The sequence below is a fragment of the Magnetospira thiophila genome (genome assembly GCF_054657015.1).
Map to the genome: position 1 here is coordinate 754620 of NZ_BAAHXF010000001.1, position 19365 is coordinate 773984.

A 19365-nucleotide genomic window follows, 5' to 3' on the forward strand; every position below is an offset into this window, starting at 1 on the left:
CAATCAGGCATACGGCGATCATCTGGGGAAGCCGGACACCCCCCGCACCAGCGCTTCCGCCTGATCGGCGCAGGCGGTGGCCGTTGCGCTCTCCAGCTTTCTGAGCCAGCGGGCCGGGATGGCCGTCTCGCCAAGGCTGGCCCCGGCGATCATGCCGGCGATGGCGCCGGTGGTGTCGGCGTCGCCGCCCCGGTTGACCACGTCGATGAGAATATCCTCGAAGCTGGTTTCGGTCTCCAGGGCTTGGAACACCGCCTGTAGGGTTTCGACGATGTAACCGCTGGGATTGTCTCGGCGGCGTTTCGACCAGTCGAATTCCCGGTGGCGGCGCAGCAGATCGTCCGCATGATTGAGCAGCACCGCCGGGGGCGTGCCATGCACCAAGGCATCCTGGATCATCGCCACCACGCATTCGGTGCCGCTGTCCGACAGGGGGGTGTTGTGAGTCACATGGGCCTGGCAGCGCACGGCGGCGGAGATGTCTTCCCACCATCCCCCGAGGGTGAACAGGGCCACCGGCAGCACCCGCATGCAGGCCCCGTTGCCCGCATCTTGTTCGTTGGGCGGCATCTCGGTCAGTCCGTGGGTGCGAAAGCGCAGCAGACCCCGGCGCACCGTATGGCCGATATCCACCGGCTTGCTGGCCATCCAGTCGCTGAAGGCCCGGGCCACCGCCGTCGGATCAACGCCGCCGCAGGCCAGAATGGAGTCCCCGAGGGCCAGACTCATTTCCGTATCGTCGGTGACCCGACCGGGTTTCAGGTTCAGCCAGCCGCCGCCGATGATTTCCCGGTGCACCCCGTATTTGGCGCGGATTTCGCGTGGGGTCATGAATTCAACGGTGGCCCCCAGGGCATCGCCGACGGCGAGACCGAGATAGGCGCCCCTGGCCCGGACCAGAAGCTCATTCATCGGCTGCGAAGCATACGTCATAATCCACACAGACCTCACAAGACGGCGACCGGCAGACATAGATGCCCTCGGCCTCACAGAGCTGTTTATAGAGAAATTTCTTCCATTTCATGTTTTTGTTGTTGCGCAGCGACAGGTTGGGAAAATTGCGCGCCATCAAGGCCGTCAGATCGGCCCGCGACCACAGTCCCAGATCCTCCCACAAATGATTCTGTCCCATGCAGGCGGCGGCGATGATTTCCGCCACCCAGATTTCCGAGCGGTGCCTGCCCGCCCGATGGGTCATCAACAGCCAGCGCAGATCGTGGCGCTCCCAATCCCGTTCCGGCGGGACGAGTTCGGTTATGGCGGTGCCGCAGCGCATGGGAAATCCGGGAAAGTGTCCCTGGATCAATCGCCTGAATTCAGTGGATGGCAGCCCCATCCAGCGCGGCAGAATGCCTCGCCGAAAGCGCCAGGAGGCGAGCATCCGAGCCAGGATCAAATCGTTGCCGTCGCCCCGCGCGCGCGCCAACAGACGCCCGGCGGTGGCCCGGCAGGCGCCGGGAACCGGCCTTCTGATTTTTGATTCCGACATCCTCATGGCCATCGGACTCCGCCCTTCGACAGGCTCAGGCTCAGGTTGAGGTCCTCATGCCGAGCCTGTCAAAGCATGAGGACCCCGTTCCCGGGTCAGTACTCGACCAGCACGTCCTCGTCGCGGACGATCATCTGGCAGGCCAGCCGCCATTCGCTGGGCAGGTCATCGACGATCATGCGGTCGATTTCCGATTTCGACAACTTGCCGATCTCCTTGAGCACGGTCTGCTCCTTGTCGGTCAGGTGGCAACCCATCTTGGGCTTGTCGCCCAGCGGGGTCACCCGGATGACACAGTTGCCGCACTGCCCGTCTTCGCAGTCAAAACTAATGGGAATGCGGTTGGTTTTGGCGATTTTCAGGATGGTTTCGGTATGGCTTCCGGCCACCGCGTACACGGTCTTGTCCTTGTACTCGGGACTGCTGAAAGTAATGAGGGCCATCGTTGCTGCTCCTTCTTAAACTCTATCGTTGATCACGCGGGCTTCAGGGTCACGTCGCCCAGCACCTGCGCCTGGCAGGCCAGCCGGTAATGGCGTCCGGCCATGTTTTCCTTGAGCACCTTGTCTTCCAGCACCGACGGCTCGGACAGATTGTTCCACCCTTCCTCGACTTTCATGATGCAGGTGCCGCAATCGCATTCGCGGCAGCCATAGATGATGCCGGACCCGACCTTCTCGGAGACCTCAATGATGCGGGTACCGACCGGAACGTTGACGCTCAGGTTGATGTCGGAAAATGTCACTTTCGCTTTCGGCATGGGAGGGTTCCTTTCTCTGTTTTCTCTCGTGCTCAGTTATCCGAGGGCGGCAAAGTCGATCACCCGACCGGCCTTGGCCCCCGTCAAATGCTCGCCCACCGAACGGCCAAAGGCCCGGCAGTCGCTCAATTCGTCGTCATTGGGAATCAGTTTGATTTTCAGTCCCGCCTGGGGAACGCGCATCTTCAGGCCGCGCATTCGGGCGTCGATCATGTCAATCGCCTCGCCGGTCCAGCCATAGGAACCGAAAGCCGCCCCCAGCTTGCCCTGGGTCTTGATGGAACACAGCGACGACAACAGATCCCAGATCGGCTTTGCCGCGTCGCCGTTGATGGTTGGACTGCCGAACATCAAGCCGTCGGCATCCTCCACCAGATCAATGAACGGGGCCGTTTCGCCGCCTTGAAGATCAAATAACGAGGCCCGCACGCCGGTGATTTCCTCCGCCCCGTGACGGATTTCCTCGGCCATGCGGGCGGTGCTGCCATAGGCGCTGATATAGAAAATTAGCAGGCTCTTTTCGCCCTGGGTCAGCTCACTGCGCAGGCGCGGGCTCGACAATTCACGATAACGCCGGATGTAGTCCATCGGCTGATCGCGCAGGAGGGGGCCATGGGCCGGGGCGACCAACCGGGGCCGCAGGGGTTCGATGAGGGTCAAGGCCTCCAGCACATGCTCCTTGAACGTAATTGCTCACCCCCTTGGGTGATGTCCGTCACGTTGCCACCGGCAGGGCGGTACCGTCAAGGGTGAGTCTGATGGCGGGGAGGATTCCGATTCCTCGTCGTCGGGCGGTTTCGAGGACGGATCTGACGTTGGCGTAGAGGGTGGCGCCCCACTCGGATCGGAAGCAATTGGTGACCTTGCGGAAGATGACGCATGGCCGGAGCGCCTGTTCGGAGCCGTTGTTGGTGGCCGGGATGGCGCGGTTGGTGACGAAGACGAAGAGGTTCTGGCGGAAGCGCTTGATGGAACGGAGCAGCTTCTCTCCGGCCGTGGTGGCGGGGACGATCTTCAGCAATTCGTCGAGCCGGGACTGGAGGCGGGAGTGATAGGCCGCCAGGGTCGCATCGGCCAAATCCGGTCGGCGCCGGCCGATGCGGGTGGCCCGCTTCAGCAGGGCCCCGAGGCCGGGAGCCAGGGCATCGTCGCCCGCGTCGATGGCATATTGGATGTCGCGCAGCAGGTGGGCGAGGCAGGCCTGATGGTCCTTGGCGGCCCACCCCATCTGCGCCGCCAGCCGGTCGGATACCCAGAAATCGGGGCGAACCTCGCCGAGGAATTCCTCGACCACCGCCTTGCCGCGCGAGGGTCGGATGACGAAGCAGGCGCTGTCGCCGTGGTGGAAGACCCAGTTCCAGAAGGTCCGCTTGCCGACGCGGACGGATGTCTCGTCGGATTCGATCGCGGTGCCGGACAGCAGCCGCTCCTTGATACGGCTGGTCTGGGCCGCGAAGGCGGGCGCGCTGTCCTGGAGCATGTTGGCCAGCGCCCCTTCGCTGATCTCCAGGCCGAACAGGTCGCGCAGCAGGCGCTCCAGCCGTTCGAACGGAATCGCCTGACCGAAGCGCAGATAGAGGACGAAGGCCCGCAGGTTGGGGCCGAACGGCGAGCCCGGTTCCAGCCCGGCGGGCGCGGGCGCCTTGAACCGCTTGGCGCAACAGGGGCAGGTGCCACCGAACAGCGTCACCCGTGTCACGTCGGGCGCGATCTCGGGGATTTCGATGCGGTCGTAAGCCTGGACCTCGGCCTGTGTGACGCCCGTCACGTCCGCTCGGCAGTGCGGGCAGTGGTCGGCCAGCACGTCGCGCCGTCGTGTCGGGTTGGGGTGCAGCGGCCGATGTGCTCCCGCATGGGCCTTGCCCTTCGGCTTCGCCTTGCCCTCGCCATTCGGCTTGTGCCCTTGCGACGGCGGCTTGCTCGAATTGTCCGGCGTCTTCGGCGGCAGGTTCAGTTTCTCCCGCAGATCCGCGTTCTCGGCCTTCAGCGTGGCATTCTCGGCCTCCAAAGCCGAGACCCGCGATTCCAGCGCGTCCAATCGCGCCATCAGCGAACCGATCAGCGTGTCCTTCTCGGACGGGGAAAGCGTGGTGATGTCGGGCAGCGGAGTCATGGAAAGGTTGACTCATATTCGCCCATCCAGCGCAACAGAAATCTGCATTTCGGAGCCGGATATCGTCACGCCGCCCCAGCGCTCCCCCGGTCAAGCCGTCGGGGTCGGTGAGCAATTACCCTTGAACGGGCGCATGATGTGGGCGTGGTAATATTCGAACGAAAACCGGAAATCACCGACCAGATCGTTAAACAGTCGATCATCGCAAAAATGACAGCCGAACAGGTCGCCGGGAAACAACACCCCGGCCCCTTCGAGCCAGGTGCATTGGGTGTCCGGCCAATGCAGGAACGGCGTATTGAGAAACATCAGTTGCCGTCCGCCCAGATCCAGCCGGTCGCCCGTGTCCACCGGCGTGTAATGGAAATCTTCCATGTCCGGCTTCAGCAAAGCCTTCAACATGCCCGGCGCGCGGCGCGAAATATAGACCTCCGCATTGGGCGCCCGGCGCAACAATTCCGGCAGCGCCCCCGTATGGTCGGGCTCCAGGTGGTTGAGCACGATGGCGGTGATTTCGTCGTAGCGTGCCACCTCTTCCAGATTTTTGAAGAAGGTGTCGGAAAATTCCTGTTTCACCGTGTCGATCACCGCCACCCCGCGCAGGCCGCGCACCACATAGCTGTTGTAGGTGGTGCCGTTGGCAGTCTTGAGGATGATGTCAAAGGTGCGCAGGGTCGGATCGAGCGCCCCGATCCAGTGCACCCCCTCGGCGATGGAAACGGCGCTCATGTTCCGGTTCCCGAGGCCGTCCGGGGGCAGGTTTCCACATCTTCACTGCCCGTGCTCAGGTCGATGCCCAGTCGCTCCAGATCGTCGAAACCGACGCCGCAGCCGCGGGCGGTCTCCAACAGCGGCCGACGGATCAACAGCGGATCGTCCACCATCAGTTCAAGAGCCAACGTGGCACTCAGGCAGTCCGGGTCGATTTCCCCGGATTTGATTCGCGGCGCGGTCCGATTGAAGCATTGACCGATGGGGCGTCCGACGAAAAAACGGGCCAGTTCCAGCGGCGTCCAGGGATAGCTCAACAGGTCGTGCACATGCAATTCATAGCCCGCCTCACGCAACAACGCCTTTTGACGGGTGTTGTTGATGCAGCCGGTTTTTTCGAAGAAGCGCACGAGGGTCATTACCCACCTACCTCGCCTGCATCTCGGCCATAGCAGCGGCCATCTTTTCCGGCGGAATGCCGGTCAGCGAGCCGGGCGGATTCAGCGCTACACCCAGCGCGTCGAGGATTGCCCCTTCGATCGGGCAGATGCTGGCGCATTGCGGGTCGGCAAAGTCGCCCTCGCATTCGGTGCATTTCTTGGTCTCGATCAGAAAATGCGGCTTGGCCTCCACAATGGCCTCACTGGGACAAAGCGGCAGACAGGCCCAGCAGTTGGTGCAGCTCTCAATAATTTGCAGGGACATGATATTAATCCTCAGGCGCTGATTTGAGCTTTCTGGAGCGAAACGGCCAGACGGCCATCCTCATACATTTCCAGGTACACGGCCTTGATGGCGTCTTCGATGGGCTCCATGGCATGCTCGCCGTTGGGCAGGATGCCTTCGGCTTCCAGCCGTCCCCAGGGTTCGATGCCGATCTTGGCGGCCAGCACGGTCTCGCAGTCGTCCAAGGCGGCAACAATCTTGTCCATGATGCTCTCGCCGTTTTCGTCGCAGGTATCGGCCCCGGTGCAGTACTGGGGCACCTTGCGATGACTGATGAAGCGCACGCCCGCCGGGGAGGCTTCGTAGACCAGGAATTCGGAGGCATGGCCGAAATGTTCGTTGATCACCCCGGCGCTCTTGGTGGCGACAGCCATCTTGACCGGGCGGGCTGTCGAATCAGGGAAATTGCTTTCCGGCATGACTTTGATCTTGTCGGCTTCGCGATGGGCCTCGATGGACTCATGCAGCTTGGCGCGTTTTTCCATGGCGGCCTGGTAGTCGATCTCCATGACCTCGACCTTTTCCATGGTAAATTCGTCGCCCCGGTCCTCGCCCAACAGGCCGACCGCATCGGCCCGGCACTGGCGGCAATGGCGCATCATATTCATATCGCCGGAGCAGGAATCCTGAAGCTCCTGAAGCTCGGTCTTGTTGGGGCCGCGCTGCCCCATGACCCCATAGAAGGTGCCATGCTCGGCCTCGGCAATCAGCGGCATCACGTTATGCAGGAAGGCACCCTTTGACTTGACGACCTTAGACACTTCTTGCAGGTGTTTGTCGTTGACCCCGGGGATCATCACCGAGTTGACCTTAACCAGAATGCCGCGCTCGACCAACATTTCCAGCCCCAACTGCTGCCGTTCGATGAGGATTTCAGCGGCTTTTCGGCCATGAATGCGGCGGTTTTTCCAGAAGATCCAGGGATAGATCTTGGCCCCCACGTCCGGATCGACGCAGTTGATGGTAATGGTCACATGATCCACATTGACCTCGGCCAGAGCCGCCACATGGTCGGGCAGGGACAGGCCGTTGGTGGAGACGCAGAGCTTGATATCCGGGGTCTCGGCGGCCAGTCGGCGGAAGGTCTCGAAGGTGCGTTCCGGGTTGGCCAGCGGGTCGCCCGGACCGGCGATGCCGAGCACCGTCATCTGCGGCACATTGGCGGCCACCGCCTGCACCTTGCGCACCGCCTGATCGGGGGTCAGCAGTTCTGAGACCACCCCGGGCCGGGATTCGTTGGCGCAGTCGTATTTGCGATTGCAGTAATGGCACTGGATGTTACAGGCCGGGGCGACCGCCACATGCATGCGGGCGTAATGATGGTGGGCCTCCTCGGAATAGCAGGGATGATTATGAACCTTTTCCCGAATATGTTCCGGCAAGTGGCTCATCTGGTCCGAGGGGGTCCCGCAGGCACTGGTCGAACAGCCGCTCTTGGTCTCCCCCTCGGGAGTCTGTCCCAATACCGTCAATTCCATGTCGGGTCTCCCGCTTCGAAAAAGGTCCTGGGGAGGCATCTGCAAGGGCTGTGCCGATTTACGACCGCCCCTCAACCTGTTGAAATCACGAAGAGTCTAACCATTAGTGCGGTGCGGGAAAGGTGACAGCGCAGGGCCTGGGGATGTCGGGAATGCGACAAATCCTTCGACAAGCTCAGGATGAGGAAATAAGCAATACCCGCATCCTCATGCTGAGCTTGTCGAAGCATGAGCTTGTCGAAGCATGAGCCTCCTCCGCAGTGTCCTTCAAAGTCTCAAATCTGCCGCATCTTGATATTCAGCGTTTTGATTCGGTAGGCGATCTGGCGGGGGGTCATGTCGAGCAGGCGGGCCGCCTTGGCCTGCACCCAACCGGCTTCTTCCAGCGCCGCGATGACCTGTTCCCGTTCGTCCAGGTCGGGGTCGTGGGGATCGAAGCGCGGGGTTTCGGTGGGCACCTGGGTGGGCGGGATCGGGGCACGGTGCAGGCCGGACTCCCGCAAGCCGGACAATTCGATCACATCCCGGTCTATGGCCCCGGTCTCGCACAGAATGGCCGCCCGCTCGATGTAATTCTCCAGTTCGCGCACGTTGCCCGGCCAGTCGTGGCGCATCAACAATCGGATGGCGGAATCGGTGATACTCAACTCGCGGCTCTGCTTGGCCGCCACCTTGGCAACCAGGAAGGCGGCCAGATCGGGTACGTCCTCGACCCGGTCGCGCAGGGCTGGCAGGGTGATCGGCATGACGTTCAGCCGGTAATAGAGATCCTCGCGGAAGGCTCCGGATTCCACGTCGGCCTCCAGATCGCGGTTGGTCGCCGCGATGACCCGCACGTCCACCTTGAGGGTCTTCATGCCGCCGATGCGTTCGAATTCACCTTCCTGCAACACCCGCAGCAGCTTGGCCTGGAAGGTCGGTGTGATTTCACCGATTTCGTCGAGAAACAAGGTGCCGCCGTCGGCCTGCTCGAAGCGCCCCTTGCGCTGCACGGTGGCTCCGGTGAAGGCCCCTTTCTCATGACCAAATAACTCGCTTTCGAGCAATGTATCGGGCAGCGCGGCACAGTTCAGCTTGATGAAGGCCCCGGCGTGGCGCGGGGAGTTGTAGTGAATGGCGCTGGCGATCAGTTCCTTGCCGGTGCCGGACTCGCCCCGAATGAGCACCGTGGTGTCCCACTTGGAAACCAGCCGTACCTGTTCGAAAATCTCCCGCATGGCCGGGGCGTGACCGACGATCTGATCGAAACCGTGTTGATTCTTGACCGCCCGGCGCAGCTTGTCCCGCTCGTCGCGCAATTCGCTCTGACGGCTCTCGAAGCGGCGACACAGGCGCACCGTCTGGGCAAAAAGGGTGGCGATCATTTCGAGGAACCGCCGCCATTCCTCCAGCAGTGCCCCGCCTTCCGGCGGCTGCGCGGCGACCACCCCGATGACATCCTCGCCGCCGAACAGGGGCACCCCGATGAACGGCAGATTCATATCACAGATGCCCCGCTTATGCAGAAAGCGCGGCTCATCGGAGACCTTGGGCACCACCACGGTCTCGCCCCGCTGCATGATCATGCCGACGATGCCCTCGCCCTGCCGGTAGCTGACCGGATGGTCGGAATCGCCGCTGACCACCACCCGGATGGTGGTTTCTCCGGTGTCGGAATCGAGCAGGCTGACCATGCCATGCAGAAACACGTTTTTCTCGTGCAGCATGGTCAGCACCTCGCGAATGGTCAGTTCCAGATTCAGCGAACGGCTGAGCATCTGACTCACCTGATAAAGGGTGGCCAGTTCCATTTCCAACAGGTCCTGACGATCGGAGATCCGCAGGGGTATTTCCGTCTCGGCCTTCATGTCAAAACTCCTAGTCGGCAGTCTGCGACAGCCGCGTGCTCAGGGTCACTCTGACCCGGCAGCCCCCGGCCGACCCTCGTTCGATGACAATCCCTCCCCCTTGATCGAACACCACTTGTTGGGCAATGGCCAACCCCATCCCGGAATGGCCCTGCGCCCGTCGCCAATTGCAATAAAACGGCTCAAATACCTTGATCCGCAGATCTTCAGGCACGCCCGCGCCGGTATCCTCGACGACGATTTCCACCATGTCGTCCACCGTTGTGCCGGTGTGTATGTTGATATCGCGCCGCGACGACCCGCTTTCGGCCAGGGCGTCCACCGCGTTGTCGAGGACATGTTTGATCAACGCCCGCAAGGCTCCAGCCCGCCCGGGAACCGTCGGCAGGACCGATGTGGGCTGCCAGTTGACCACCGCTCCGGTGACCAGGAAGCGTTCGGTCGCCACGTCCAGCACGTCGCGCACCACCTCGTTCATGTTGACCCGTTCGATGCCCTCCATTTGTACGGCGGGCATGGCCTTGCGCAGGCGCTCCAGGGATTTCTTTCCGGAGCCAATGGCGTCCTGCAGGGCCTTGGCCAGGGCACTGCCGCCCTCGCCCTGCCGATGCAGCATGCCGACTGCGGCCCCGATCATGTTGAGCGGGCCTTGCAGTTGAAAAATGGCCGCCGCGATGGTCTCGCGCACCGCGTTGATTCGGGTCTGGTCGGCCATCAGCGCCCGCACCATGGCGGTCCGGGCCTCCTCGAAGCGGCGCCGTTGCAGGGTGATGTCGTTGCAGGTCAACAACAAGCCGGTGCGACGCTGTTTGCGAAAGAAGTGATCCGCCGTGGCGTCGTATTCGTGAACCCAGGACCCGGAGCAGGACAGCCAGCGCGGCTCGCTGCCCCCCCGGAATCGATGCGGATTTCCACATGGGAAAAGTCGATTTTTTGATCGAAAATCTCTTTCAAATCGCACTTTTTGCTCTCGGCGACGGCGGCCAGAACCCGCTCGGCGGGCTCGGCTATCCTGAGATCCGCCGTCAACAGCTTGTAGGCGTGGTTGTCGAGCACCACGCCTCCGTCTGGGTCGAGAAACACCATGGCCACCGGCGCCGCCTGTAGAACGGATTCGATCAGCGTCTTCTGATTGCGAACCTCCTGCTCCAATTGATGCAGCGCCGTCACGTCCCGGTGAATGCCAACATAGAAAGCCACCCGCTGATCTGCATCCTTCACCGGCACCACGGTCAGGTCGGCCACATAGGGGTCACCGCATTTCTTGCGATTGACCATGATGCCACACCAGACATCGCCACCGCCGATGGTCGCCCACAGGTCCTCGTAGACATGGGTCGGCGTCGCCTTGTTGGACAGGATCGATTCATTGCGATCCACCAATTCCTCCGGCAGGTAACCGGTAATCTGGGAAAAAGCCTTGTTGGCATAAATGATATTGGCCCAGGTATCGGTGATGGAAATGGCCAGGGGAAGCTGTTCCACCGCCTCAAGAAAAATCCGTGGCGGCAACCCGGCTCCCCGCTCATCGGAGGCCATGAGCAACAGGTCCCGGACCTCCTGCGGGATCTCGGGAGGCAGGGAAGCGAGGAATTCCTGCAAAGGCCGGGTCTGGGCCGCTGCCGATTTGGATGTCAGCATGGTTCGTCCTCATCTTTTGAATGGGAACTAGCAAGTTCCATGCCTTGTTGGTTTTCGTCGGGAATTCCGCCCGCAAGCCGTTGCGTCTTTTGTCGGTTTTGCGACAGAAGCGCGCCTCGGAGGGGGCCGGTTGTCGCAACGCCAACACGAAAACCTGCTTATCTAATGAGCAGGCCAAACGGGACCGATTGAAAAAGCAGCAGATCCAGCCATTGCCCAAAACTGGTATGGGAAATGCAGTTCTTCAGGATGAAAGGAGCCGACACCATGGAATCCTATTTCCTGCTGATCCTGGGTACCGTGTTGGTCAACAACGTCGTGCTGGTCAAGTTTCTCGGCCTGTGCCCCTTCATGGGGGTTTCCAACAAGGTTGATACGGCCCTGGGGATGGGTTTTGCGACCACTTTCGTGCTGACCCTGTCGGCGGCGGCCAGTTGGGTGGTGGAGCATTTCGTATTGGTGCCACTGGACATCGGCTTTCTGCGCATTCTGACATTCATTCTGGTGATTGCTGCCGTGGTGCAGTTCACCGAAATGACCATCCGCAAGTTTTCGCCGACCCTGTATCAGGTGCTGGGCATCTTCCTGCCGCTGATCACCACCAATTGCGCTGTGCTCGGCGTGGCCCTGCTGAACATTCAGGAAGACAACGATTTCACCCAAAGCCTGCTGTACGGCTTCGGCTCGGCGGTCGGCTTCACCCTGGTCATGGTGATTTTCGCCGGGCTGCGCGAACGGCTGGCCCTCGGCAATGTCCCCCTGGCCTTTGCCGGATCTCCCATCGGCTTCATCACAGCAGGGCTGCTGGCCCTGGCCTTCATGGGCTTTACCGGCCTAACGGCGAACTAAGCGCGAGGAGACATAACATGTTGACCGCCATTGGAAGCCTGACTGTTCTGGGGGTAACCCTCGGGGCCTTGCTGGGGGTTTCCGCTCGCTATCTGCGGGTCGAGGGTAATCCGCTGGTGGGCACTCTGGAGAGCCTGTTGCCGGGCACCAACTGCGGCCAGTGCGGATTTCCCGGATGTAGCGCGGCGGCCCAGGCGTTGGCCGACGGACAGGCCGAAATCAGCCTCTGTCCGCCCGGCGGGCGCACCCTGGTCGGCGCCCTGGCCGATACCATGGGAGTTGTCGCGGATCTGTCGGCGATGGAGGAAAAGGAACCCCTCATCGCCTTCGTCAACGAGGACCTTTGTGTCGGCTGCACCCGCTGTTTCAAGCGCTGCCCGACCGACGCCATTCTCGGCAGTTCGAAGCAGATTCATGTGGTCATCCAGGACGCCTGCACCGGCTGCGAAAAATGTGCCGAGGCCTGCCCGACCGAATGTATCGACATGCGGCCTATCCCGGAAACATTGCAAACCTGGCATTGGCCGAAACCGGCCTTTGCGGCCTGAGGAGCGCGCGATGAAACTGTTCAGCATCCGCGGTGGTGTTCATCCGAAAGGGTACAAGGAGTTGGCAGCTCACGCCCCGATTCAGGCAATCGGTCTGCCCGCCCTGCTGCGCATTCCGTTGCAGCAGCATATCGGGGCCCCCGCCGAACCGGTAGTCAAGAAGGGGGACTGGGTCAGGAAGGGACAGCTTCTGGCGGTCGGTCAGGGCATGGTCTCGGCTCCGGTCCACGCCCCGACATCGGGCCAGATCAAGGCCATCGGTCGCTATGTTGCGCCCCATCCCTCGGGCCTGCCCGGACGCACCATCACCCTCAAGCCGGATGGCAAGGAAACCTGGACCGACGATCTGCCGCCGCCGCTCGACCCGGAACGGGCGACCGCCGAAGAAATCGCCGAGCGGGTGGCCCAGAGCGGCATCGTCGGCTTGGGCGGCGCGACCTTTCCTTCCGCCGTGAAGCTCAATTTGGGGCAGCGCTACGAGCTGCATACCCTGGTCATCAACGGCTCCGAGTGCGAACCCTATCTGACCTGCGACGACCGACTGATGCGCGACCGCGGGCCCCAGGTGGTCGAGGGCATCGCTCTCATGCGCCGCGCCCTGGGGCTCAAAAAGGTGATTGTCGCCATCGAGACCAACAAACCGGAAGCCCTGAAAGCCATGAAGGCGGCTGCGGCGGAATTGGCGGATTTTCATGTGGTCGGCGTGCCGACCCGCTATCCCATGGGGTCGGAAAAACATCTGGTGCAGACCCTCACCGGCCTGGAGACCCCGGCCCGGGGACTGACGGCGGATATCGGCGTGGTGGTCCATAACGCGGCCACCGCCTATGCCGTCCATGAGGCCGTCCGTCATGGCCGTCCGCTGATTTCCCGCATCGTCACCCTGTCCGGCGGGGCAATGGCCCGCCCCGGCAACTTTGAAGTACTCATCGGCACCCCGATTCAGCATCTGATCGACGCGGCGCAGGGCCTGACCGAGGCGGATGCCCGGTTGATCCTTGGCGGACCGATGATGGGCCAGCCGCTGATTTCCACCAAAGCTCCCATCATCAAGGGCACCAATGGAGTGCTTGCCCTGTCTTATGCGGAATCCAACGCCGATAACGCCCAACCCTGCATCCGTTGCGCCTCCTGCGTGGAGGCCTGCCCCTGCGGCCTGATGCCGTTGGAAATGGCGGCGCGCATCCGCAAGGAACAACTGGATGCCGCCGTCGAGCAGGGACTGATGGATTGCGTGGCCTGCGGCTCCTGCTCCTATGTCTGCCCGTCGCGTATTCCGCTGGTGCAGTTCTTCAATTATGCCAAGGGACGGCTGACCGTCGTCCAACGGGCCAAGCACAAGCAAGGCGAGACCAAGCGTCTGGCCGAGGCCCGCAATGAACGCATGGAGGCCATCGCCCAGGCCAAAAAGGAAGCGATGGCCAAGCGCCAGGCGGAACGGGCGGCGAAGAAAAAAGCCGAGGCATCGGAAAAAGAAGACGCACAAGAAAGGATCAGCGCATGAGCGGCAAACCCGCTCCCCTCGGCGGTCCGTTCGCCCATGGCGGCAACACGGTCGGCCGCACCATGGGGCTGGTCATGCTGGCCCTGCTGCCGGCCACCGGTTACGGGCTTTATCTGTTCGGCTGGCCGGCCATCAATCTGTTCGTGGTGACCGTTCTGGCCGCCGTGTTGAGCGAGGCGGCCTGTCTGAAAATCGCCGGCAAGCCGGTGAAACGCACCCTGATGGACGGTTCGGCGGTGCTCAGTGGCTGGCTGCTCGCCCTCACCCTGCCGCCTTGGGCTCCCTGGTGGATCGGCGTCGTGGGGGCGGTCATCGCCCTGGTCTTCGCCAAGCATGTCTATGGCGGCATCGGACAGAACCTGTTCAATCCGGCCATGGTGGCCCGGGTTGTCCTGCTGATTTCCTTTCCCCTGGAAATGACCCGCTGGCTGGCCCCGCTGCCGCTGCTGTCCGACGGCGCGCCGGGCTTCAGGGCGGGCCTGGAGATCACCTTTCTGGGCATTTCCAATACCGATGCGGTGTCCAGCGCCTCGGTCCTCGGCCACGTCAAGACCGAGCTGATGTTGGGCCACACGGTCTCCAGCGCCCTCGAAACCCTGCCCGACTGGATGGATCAGGCCGTCGGCAACGCGCCGGGCAGTCTGGGCGAGACCTCGGCCCTGTTGATTCTGATGGGCGGTTTGATGCTGCTCGCCTTGAAGGTCATCCGCTGGCATATTCCCCTGGCGATGATCGGCACCCTGGCCGTCCTCGCCACCCTGACCCACACCCTCGACCCGGCCCGCTATGCGGATGCCTCGGTGCATGTGCTATCCGGGGCAACCCTGCTCGGGGCCTTTTTCATCGCCACCGACTACGTGACCTCGCCGCTGACGGTGCGCGGCCAGTTGCTGTTCGGTTTCGGCACGGCGGTGCTGGTGTTTGTCATCCGCACCTGGGCCGGGTATCCCGAGGGGGTGGCTTTTGCGGTGCTGCTGATGAATGCCTGTACCCCGCTGATCGACCGGTACATGAAGCCCCGGGTCTTCGGACGCACCGGCAAAGGCAAGCCGATCGAATACGCCCCGGCACGAATCAAGGAGCGGGTCGGTGGCTGACGAACCCAAAAAAAATCCGCCCGGATTGCTCAAGACCCTGGCCCTGCCCGCCTTGATGCTCGGGGTGTTTGCGTTGGCAGCAGCGGCATCGCTGGCCTTTGTCGATGACCAGACGCGCGGCCCCATTGCCGAACGTCAGGCGAAGGATCTCAAGGCCTCGCTGATTCAGGTGGTGCCCGCCGATTTGCATGACAACGATCTGCTGGAAGCTCCCCTCACTCTCGATGGGCGGACCGTCTATCGCGGCACTCGCGATGGCACGGTGACTGCCCTGGCCTACGAGATGCAGGGTTTCGGCTACGGCGGCGAAATCCGGGTGCTGGTCGGCCTCGACCCGAGCGGGCGGCTGCTCGGCGCGCGGGTGCTTAAACATGCCGAGACCCCCGGCCTGGGGGACAAGATCGAGGCGGCCAAGGATGGCTGGATTTTACAATTCGCCGGACTCTCCCTGGGTCAGCCGCCACGCGAAAAATGGCGAGTCAAAAAGGATGGCGGACAGTTCGACCAGTTCAGCGGCGCCACCATCACCCCGCGCGCCGTGGTCGCGGCCATCCGCCAGGGATTGGACTATTTCGAAACCCACAAAAGCGCCCTGCTGGAGGTCGGATCATGAGCGATGCATCCTACAAGACCATTGCCCAGGACGGGCTGTGGAGCAGCAATGTGGTGTTCGTCCAGATGCTGGCCCTGTGCCCGCTGTTGGCGGTGACCGGCACGGCGACCAACGGGCTGGGCATGGGGTTGGCGACCACGGCGGTGCTGATGCTGTCAGGACTCTCGGTCTCCCTGTTGCGACGGGCGATCCTGCCCGAGGTGCGCATTCCGGCCTTCGTCCTGGTCATCGCCGCTCTGGTGACCATCGTCGATATGGCGATCAATGCCTGGCTGCATGAACTCTACAAGGTGCTCGGCCTGTTCATCCCGCTGATTGTCACCAACTGTGCCATTCTCGGCCGCGCCGAGGCTTTCGCCTCCAAGGTTGATCCCCTGCGCGCCGCTTTTGATGGCTTGATGATGGGGTTGGGCTTCACCTTCGCACTGGTGGTGCTGGGCGCGACGCGGGAAATTGTCGGTTCGGGCACCTTGTTTGCCAATGCGGCCCTGTTGCTCGGTGAGCATATGGCGTTCCTGGAAATCACGCTTATTCCCGATTACCGGGGTTTCCTGCTGTTCATCCTGCCCCCCGGAGCGTTTTTGATGCTCGGCCTGTTGCTGGCGGGCAAGCGGGTGCTGGATGCCCGTTTGGAACATGCCCGCCGGTCCCGCACGGCGGCGGCATTAAAGGAGGCTTAAATGAACGTCAGCGTCGCCTATGGCAAGGCCGTCCGCCAGGTTTGGTTGAAGCTGGATGTGCCCGACGGCAGCACCGCCCGTCAGGCCATTGAGCTGTCGGGTATCCTTGAGATGTTCCCGGAAATTGATCTGGAAACCCAGACCATCGGCATTTTTGGCAAGATCTGTAAGTTGGACAAGCAACTCGCCAACGGCGAGCGGGTGGAAATTTACCGCCCCATCACCGCTGATCCAGACTTGGTCGAACGGGTGGATACCAGCGGCGGCGATTGACTTTGCAATCAGGCCTTGCCCTCGACCAGCAATTGAACGCGATCACTGGCGAAACTGGTGGTCCCGCATTCGATGGGCTGGCCTTCCATGTCCACGTCGATGTTTTCGGTGACCAGAACCGGACGGATTTTCGGTTGGTGCAGCAGTGCCGCGATGCGACGGGTCGGCAACTGCGCGGTGATTCGGGTTTCCCGGCGCTGATAGTCGGTCACGCCATAACGGACGAAGGCCTCGGTCAGCGAGCCGGTTTCTGAAAAAATGTCGGCCAGTCCCGCGAATCGATCCGCCGGAAGAAAGCTCTCGCTACAGGCCACCGGCACGCCGTCCGCCTCGCTGACTGAAAACAGCCGCAACACCTTGGTCTTTTTCTTCAATTGGAGATTCTGGGCAATGCGCTTTTTGGCCGGCAGGATTTCCCATTCGATCAGCCGCTTGCGAGGCAGTTTTTGACGTGAACTGACGATTTGCGAGAATCGGGTGCGCTGACTGAGGTCGTAATCGAGCAGGCTTTCCTGAACGAAGGTGCCGCGTCCCTGCTCGACCCGCACCACATTGGCTTCGGCCAGCGCGCCGACGGCCTGCCGGACCGTATGGCGATTGACCCCGAAGCGCCGGGCCATGTCCATTTCCGTTGGCAATCGCTGGCCGGTCGGGAATTGTCCCTGGCTGATCTCCAGGAGCAAGATCCGTTCGATCTGCCGCCACTTGGCTTCGCCCGCCTGCCATTCCATCGCGGAACCCCCTGCCCCAAAAGCCATCATGTAAACTTCATGATAAAGACATTGTGCCCCATCAAGGAAACCCACTATAACGATGGAATGATATAGATGTCTAGACAAATATGGCATTTGTCCTGATTGGAGGTAGTGGTGTTGCAGACGACCGCTCAAGGCGACGGCAAAACCCCGCGCCAGCGCTGGATGGGGGTGCTGGCCCGGGCCAGTGGAGCCCAACTGGAAGGTTACTGGAAAACCCATGGCGATGGCGTTTCCTACAGCTTTTTACGGCGGCCGGAAAATGGGTTGGTGATGGTTCGCTGTCGCCCTGGCGGCCAGGGCCAACCGTTCAATCTGGGCGAAATGTCGGTCACCCGCTGCACCGTTCGGCTCGACAACGGCACCGTCGGTCATGCCTATGTGGCCGGACGGGATGCCCGTCAGGCCGAGTTGGCCGCCGCCTTCGACGCCCTGTTGCAGGACCCTCAACGGCAGGACCAATTGACCCGCGACATGATCGCTGCCCTGGAAAGCCAATATCTCGACGCCCGTGACACGCGGTCGAAAAAAGCCGCCGCGACCAAGGTCGATTTCTTCACTCTGGTACGCGGAGAGGACGAATGAACGTGATGACGGAAACGCCCATTGCCGCTGGTTTTGACTCGCCGGTGTTTGGTGCCACTGCCTGCTTCCGGGTGATCCTGGATGCCCTGTCGCGTCCGGCCACGCTGCGCCGTCTGCCGTTGGATCTGGACGCCCCCGCCGGGTTGCGTCCGGGGACGGTGGCGGTCCTGCTGACCCTGGCCGATCACGACACGCCGGTATGGCTGGCCCCGGGCTGTGATACGGCGGAAGCGCGCGCCTATCTGCGCTTTCATGTGGGCTGTCCGATGATCGACACGCCGTCACGGGCGACGTTCGCCGTGTTGACTCCCAATGACGACCTGAGCGCCCTCGACGCCCTGCCGCTGGGCACATCGGATTATCCCGACCGTTCGGCGACGGTGATCCTGCAAGCCGAAACCCTGGCCGAGGACGACGGCCCGACCTTCACCGGCCCGGGGATCGAAATCCGCCACCGGTTGCAGGTGCTGCCGACGCCCGACGGCCTGTGGACGCGGGTCGCCGCCAATCATGCCCTGTTCCCTTGTGGTCTGGACTGGCTGTTCACCACCGACACTCATCTGGCCGCCGTGCCGCGCAGCAGCGCACTGGAGATCTGACATGTATGTTGCCGTCAAGGGGGGCGAGCGGGCCATCCAAAATGCCCACCGCTATTTGGCCGAGGAACGGCGGGGCGATCGGGAGGTTCCCGAATTGTCGCTGACCCAGATTGCCGAGCAATTGAGCCATGCGGTGAGCCGGGTGATGGCCGAAGGTTCGCTCTATGACCGAGAGTTGGCGGCGCTGGCCATCAAGCAGGCGCAGGGCGATCTGATCGAAGCGATCTTCCTGATCCGCGCCTACCGGACCACCCTGCCCCGGTTCGGTTATACAGTTCCCTTGGACACCCAGGCCATGGCCGTGGATCGTCGGGTGTCGGCCACCTTCAAGGATCTGCCGGGCGGACAGGTGCTCGGCCCGACCTTCGATTATACCCACCGGCTGCTCGATTTCGCCCTCGCCGCCGAGGGTCACGCGCCGGACGAGGCGCTCCAGTCCGAGACCCCGCTGGAAGACCGTTTGCCCCGGGTGCTGGATCTGCTTAACAGCGAGGGACTAATCGAAAGCGCCACCGCCGAAGATCCCGACGCACCGGTCGGCGACCTGACCCGCGAGCCATTGGAATTCCCCGCCGACCGCGATCTGCGGCTGCAAAACCTGGCCCGTGGCGACGAGGGATTTCTGCTCGCCCTGGGCTATTCCACCCAGCGCGGTTATGCCCGCAACCATGCCTTTGTCGGCGAGGTGCGGGTCGGCCATGTGGCGGTGGAACTGGTGCCCGAGGAACTGGGCTTCGCCATCGAAATCGGTGATATCCAGGTCACCGAATGCGAGACCGTGAATCAGTTCAAGGGCTCCAAGAAAGTGCCGCCGCAATTCACCCGCGGCTACGGCCTGACCCTGGGTCATAACGAGCGCAAGACCATCGCCATGGCGCTGGTGGATCGGGCCTTAAGGGCGCGTGAGTTGGGCGAAGATCAAGTCGCCCCGGCGCAGGACGAGGAATTCGTGCTGTCCCATAGCGACAACATCCAGGCCACCGGCTTCGTCGAACATATCAAGCTGCCCCATTACGTGGACTTCCAGTCGGAACTGGAACTGGTTCGCCGTCTGCGGCGCGGTTTTGTCCCTTCCCAGAACGCGGCGGAGTGAGACC

General features: G+C 62.3%; 24 protein-coding genes. 10 read left to right on the plus strand and 14 right to left on the minus strand.

Features of this window, described 5'->3' with window-relative positions; translation table 11 throughout:
* Positions 1–18 precede the first annotated feature (18 nt).
* From draG to nifL (ACYQ1P_RS03700), 13 genes are all read right to left on the minus strand, one after another.
* A complete protein-coding gene (gene draG, locus ACYQ1P_RS03640; protein ID WP_460019011.1) occupies positions 19–933 on the minus strand; it encodes an ADP-ribosyl-[dinitrogen reductase] hydrolase in 915 nt (304 codons plus the stop codon).
* Positions 905–1495 carry a nitrogen fixation protein NifQ gene (locus tag ACYQ1P_RS03645; protein WP_460019012.1) on the minus strand — a complete coding sequence of 197 codons (591 nt, stop codon included), beginning with the start codon at positions 1493–1495 and terminating at the stop codon, positions 905–907. The genes draG and ACYQ1P_RS03645 overlap by 29 nt, the downstream gene beginning before the upstream one ends.
* 89 nt (positions 1496–1584) lie before the next feature.
* On the minus strand, positions 1585–1932 hold the full coding sequence (locus tag ACYQ1P_RS03650) for a 2Fe-2S iron-sulfur cluster-binding protein (protein ID WP_460019013.1): 348 nt from the start codon (positions 1930–1932) through the stop codon (positions 1585–1587).
* 32 nt (positions 1933–1964) lie between these two features.
* A complete protein-coding gene (locus ACYQ1P_RS03655; RefSeq protein WP_460019014.1) occupies positions 1965–2249 on the minus strand; it encodes a 2Fe-2S iron-sulfur cluster-binding protein in 285 nt (94 codons plus the stop codon).
* Positions 2250–2285: 36 nt separating this feature from the next.
* The gene (locus ACYQ1P_RS03660; RefSeq protein ID WP_460019015.1) at positions 2286–2921 is read right to left on the minus strand and encodes a flavodoxin domain-containing protein; all 636 of its coding nucleotides are present in this window, start codon (positions 2919–2921) and stop codon (positions 2286–2288) included.
* A gap of 43 nt (positions 2922–2964) precedes the next feature.
* Positions 2965–4296: an IS66 family transposase gene (gene tnpC / locus ACYQ1P_RS03665; RefSeq protein WP_460019016.1), complete on the minus strand. Its 1332-nt coding sequence runs from the start codon at positions 4294–4296 to the stop codon at positions 2965–2967.
* Positions 4297–4452: 156 nt separating this feature from the next.
* Positions 4453–5091: an oxygen-binding di-iron domain-containing protein gene (locus ACYQ1P_RS03670; RefSeq protein ID WP_460019017.1), complete on the minus strand. Its 639-nt coding sequence runs from the start codon at positions 5089–5091 to the stop codon at positions 4453–4455.
* Entirely contained in the window at positions 5088–5492 is a 405-nt protein-coding gene (locus ACYQ1P_RS03675) for an ArsC/Spx/MgsR family protein (protein WP_460019018.1), read from the minus strand. Before ACYQ1P_RS03675 ends, ACYQ1P_RS03670 begins: the two co-directional genes overlap by 4 nt.
* 7 nt (positions 5493–5499) lie before the next feature.
* Positions 5500–5778 carry a 4Fe-4S dicluster domain-containing protein gene (locus tag ACYQ1P_RS03680; RefSeq protein ID WP_460019019.1) on the minus strand — a complete coding sequence of 93 codons (279 nt, stop codon included), beginning with the start codon at positions 5776–5778 and terminating at the stop codon, positions 5500–5502.
* Between the two features lie 11 nt (positions 5779–5789).
* The gene (gene nifB, locus ACYQ1P_RS03685) at positions 5790–7277 is read right to left on the minus strand and encodes a nitrogenase cofactor biosynthesis protein NifB (protein WP_460019020.1); all 1488 of its coding nucleotides are present in this window, start codon (positions 7275–7277) and stop codon (positions 5790–5792) included.
* Positions 7278–7552: 275 nt separating this feature from the next.
* Positions 7553–9124 carry a nif-specific transcriptional activator NifA gene (nifA, locus tag ACYQ1P_RS03690; protein WP_460019021.1) on the minus strand — a complete coding sequence of 524 codons (1572 nt, stop codon included), beginning with the start codon at positions 9122–9124 and terminating at the stop codon, positions 7553–7555.
* Positions 9125–9134: 10 nt separating this feature from the next.
* Complete coding sequence (gene nifL / locus ACYQ1P_RS03695; RefSeq protein ID WP_460020128.1) at positions 9135–9995, minus strand: nitrogen fixation negative regulator NifL; 861 nt, start codon at positions 9993–9995, stop codon at positions 9135–9137.
* A complete protein-coding gene (nifL, locus tag ACYQ1P_RS03700; RefSeq protein ID WP_460019022.1) occupies positions 9908–10765 on the minus strand; it encodes a nitrogen fixation negative regulator NifL in 858 nt (285 codons plus the stop codon). Before nifL (ACYQ1P_RS03700) ends, nifL (ACYQ1P_RS03695) begins: the two co-directional genes overlap by 88 nt.
* A 267-nt stretch (positions 10766–11032) precedes the next feature.
* On the opposite strand from nifL (ACYQ1P_RS03700), the gene rsxA reads away from it, so the two are divergent.
* From rsxA to ACYQ1P_RS03735, 7 genes are read left to right on the plus strand one after another with little or no spacing between them, the layout of a single operon-like run.
* The gene (gene rsxA, locus ACYQ1P_RS03705; RefSeq protein WP_460019023.1) at positions 11033–11614 is read left to right on the plus strand and encodes an electron transport complex subunit RsxA; all 582 of its coding nucleotides are present in this window, start codon (positions 11033–11035) and stop codon (positions 11612–11614) included.
* A 17-nt stretch (positions 11615–11631) separates the two neighbouring features.
* Positions 11632–12162, plus strand: coding sequence for an RnfABCDGE type electron transport complex subunit B (locus tag ACYQ1P_RS03710; RefSeq protein WP_460019024.1), 531 nt, complete (start codon positions 11632–11634; stop codon positions 12160–12162).
* Positions 12163–12172: 10 nt separating this feature from the next.
* On the plus strand, positions 12173–13666 hold the full coding sequence (rsxC, locus tag ACYQ1P_RS03715; RefSeq protein ID WP_460019025.1) for an electron transport complex subunit RsxC: 1494 nt from the start codon (positions 12173–12175) through the stop codon (positions 13664–13666).
* Positions 13663–14763, plus strand: coding sequence for an RnfABCDGE type electron transport complex subunit D (locus tag ACYQ1P_RS03720; protein ID WP_460019026.1), 1101 nt, complete (start codon positions 13663–13665; stop codon positions 14761–14763). Before rsxC ends, ACYQ1P_RS03720 begins: the two co-directional genes overlap by 4 nt.
* Complete coding sequence (gene rsxG, locus ACYQ1P_RS03725) at positions 14756–15376, plus strand: electron transport complex subunit RsxG (RefSeq protein ID WP_460019027.1); 621 nt, start codon at positions 14756–14758, stop codon at positions 15374–15376. The genes ACYQ1P_RS03720 and rsxG overlap by 8 nt, the downstream gene beginning before the upstream one ends.
* Positions 15373–16056 (plus strand): electron transport complex subunit E, encoded by a 684-nt coding sequence (locus ACYQ1P_RS03730; RefSeq protein ID WP_460019028.1) that lies wholly within the window; start codon positions 15373–15375, stop codon positions 16054–16056. Before rsxG ends, ACYQ1P_RS03730 begins: the two co-directional genes overlap by 4 nt.
* A complete protein-coding gene (locus ACYQ1P_RS03735; protein WP_460019029.1) occupies positions 16057–16329 on the plus strand; it encodes an RnfH family protein in 273 nt (90 codons plus the stop codon).
* An 8-nt stretch (positions 16330–16337) separates the two neighbouring features.
* Here ACYQ1P_RS03735 and phnF read toward each other — a convergent pair whose 3' ends face one another.
* A complete protein-coding gene (gene phnF, locus ACYQ1P_RS03740) occupies positions 16338–17060 on the minus strand; it encodes a phosphonate metabolism transcriptional regulator PhnF (RefSeq protein ID WP_460019030.1) in 723 nt (240 codons plus the stop codon).
* A 138-nt stretch (positions 17061–17198) separates the two neighbouring features.
* On the opposite strand from phnF, the gene phnG reads away from it, so the two are divergent.
* From phnG to ACYQ1P_RS03755, 3 genes are read left to right on the plus strand one after another with little or no spacing between them, the layout of a single operon-like run.
* A complete protein-coding gene (gene phnG, locus ACYQ1P_RS03745; protein WP_460019031.1) occupies positions 17199–17669 on the plus strand; it encodes a phosphonate C-P lyase system protein PhnG in 471 nt (156 codons plus the stop codon).
* On the plus strand, positions 17666–18268 hold the full coding sequence (gene phnH, locus ACYQ1P_RS03750; protein WP_460019032.1) for a phosphonate C-P lyase system protein PhnH: 603 nt from the start codon (positions 17666–17668) through the stop codon (positions 18266–18268). Before phnG ends, phnH begins: the two co-directional genes overlap by 4 nt.
* Position 18269: 1 nt before the next feature.
* Complete coding sequence (locus tag ACYQ1P_RS03755) at positions 18270–19361, plus strand: carbon-phosphorus lyase complex subunit (protein ID WP_460019033.1); 1092 nt, start codon at positions 18270–18272, stop codon at positions 19359–19361.
* Positions 19362–19365: the final 4 nt, after the last annotated feature.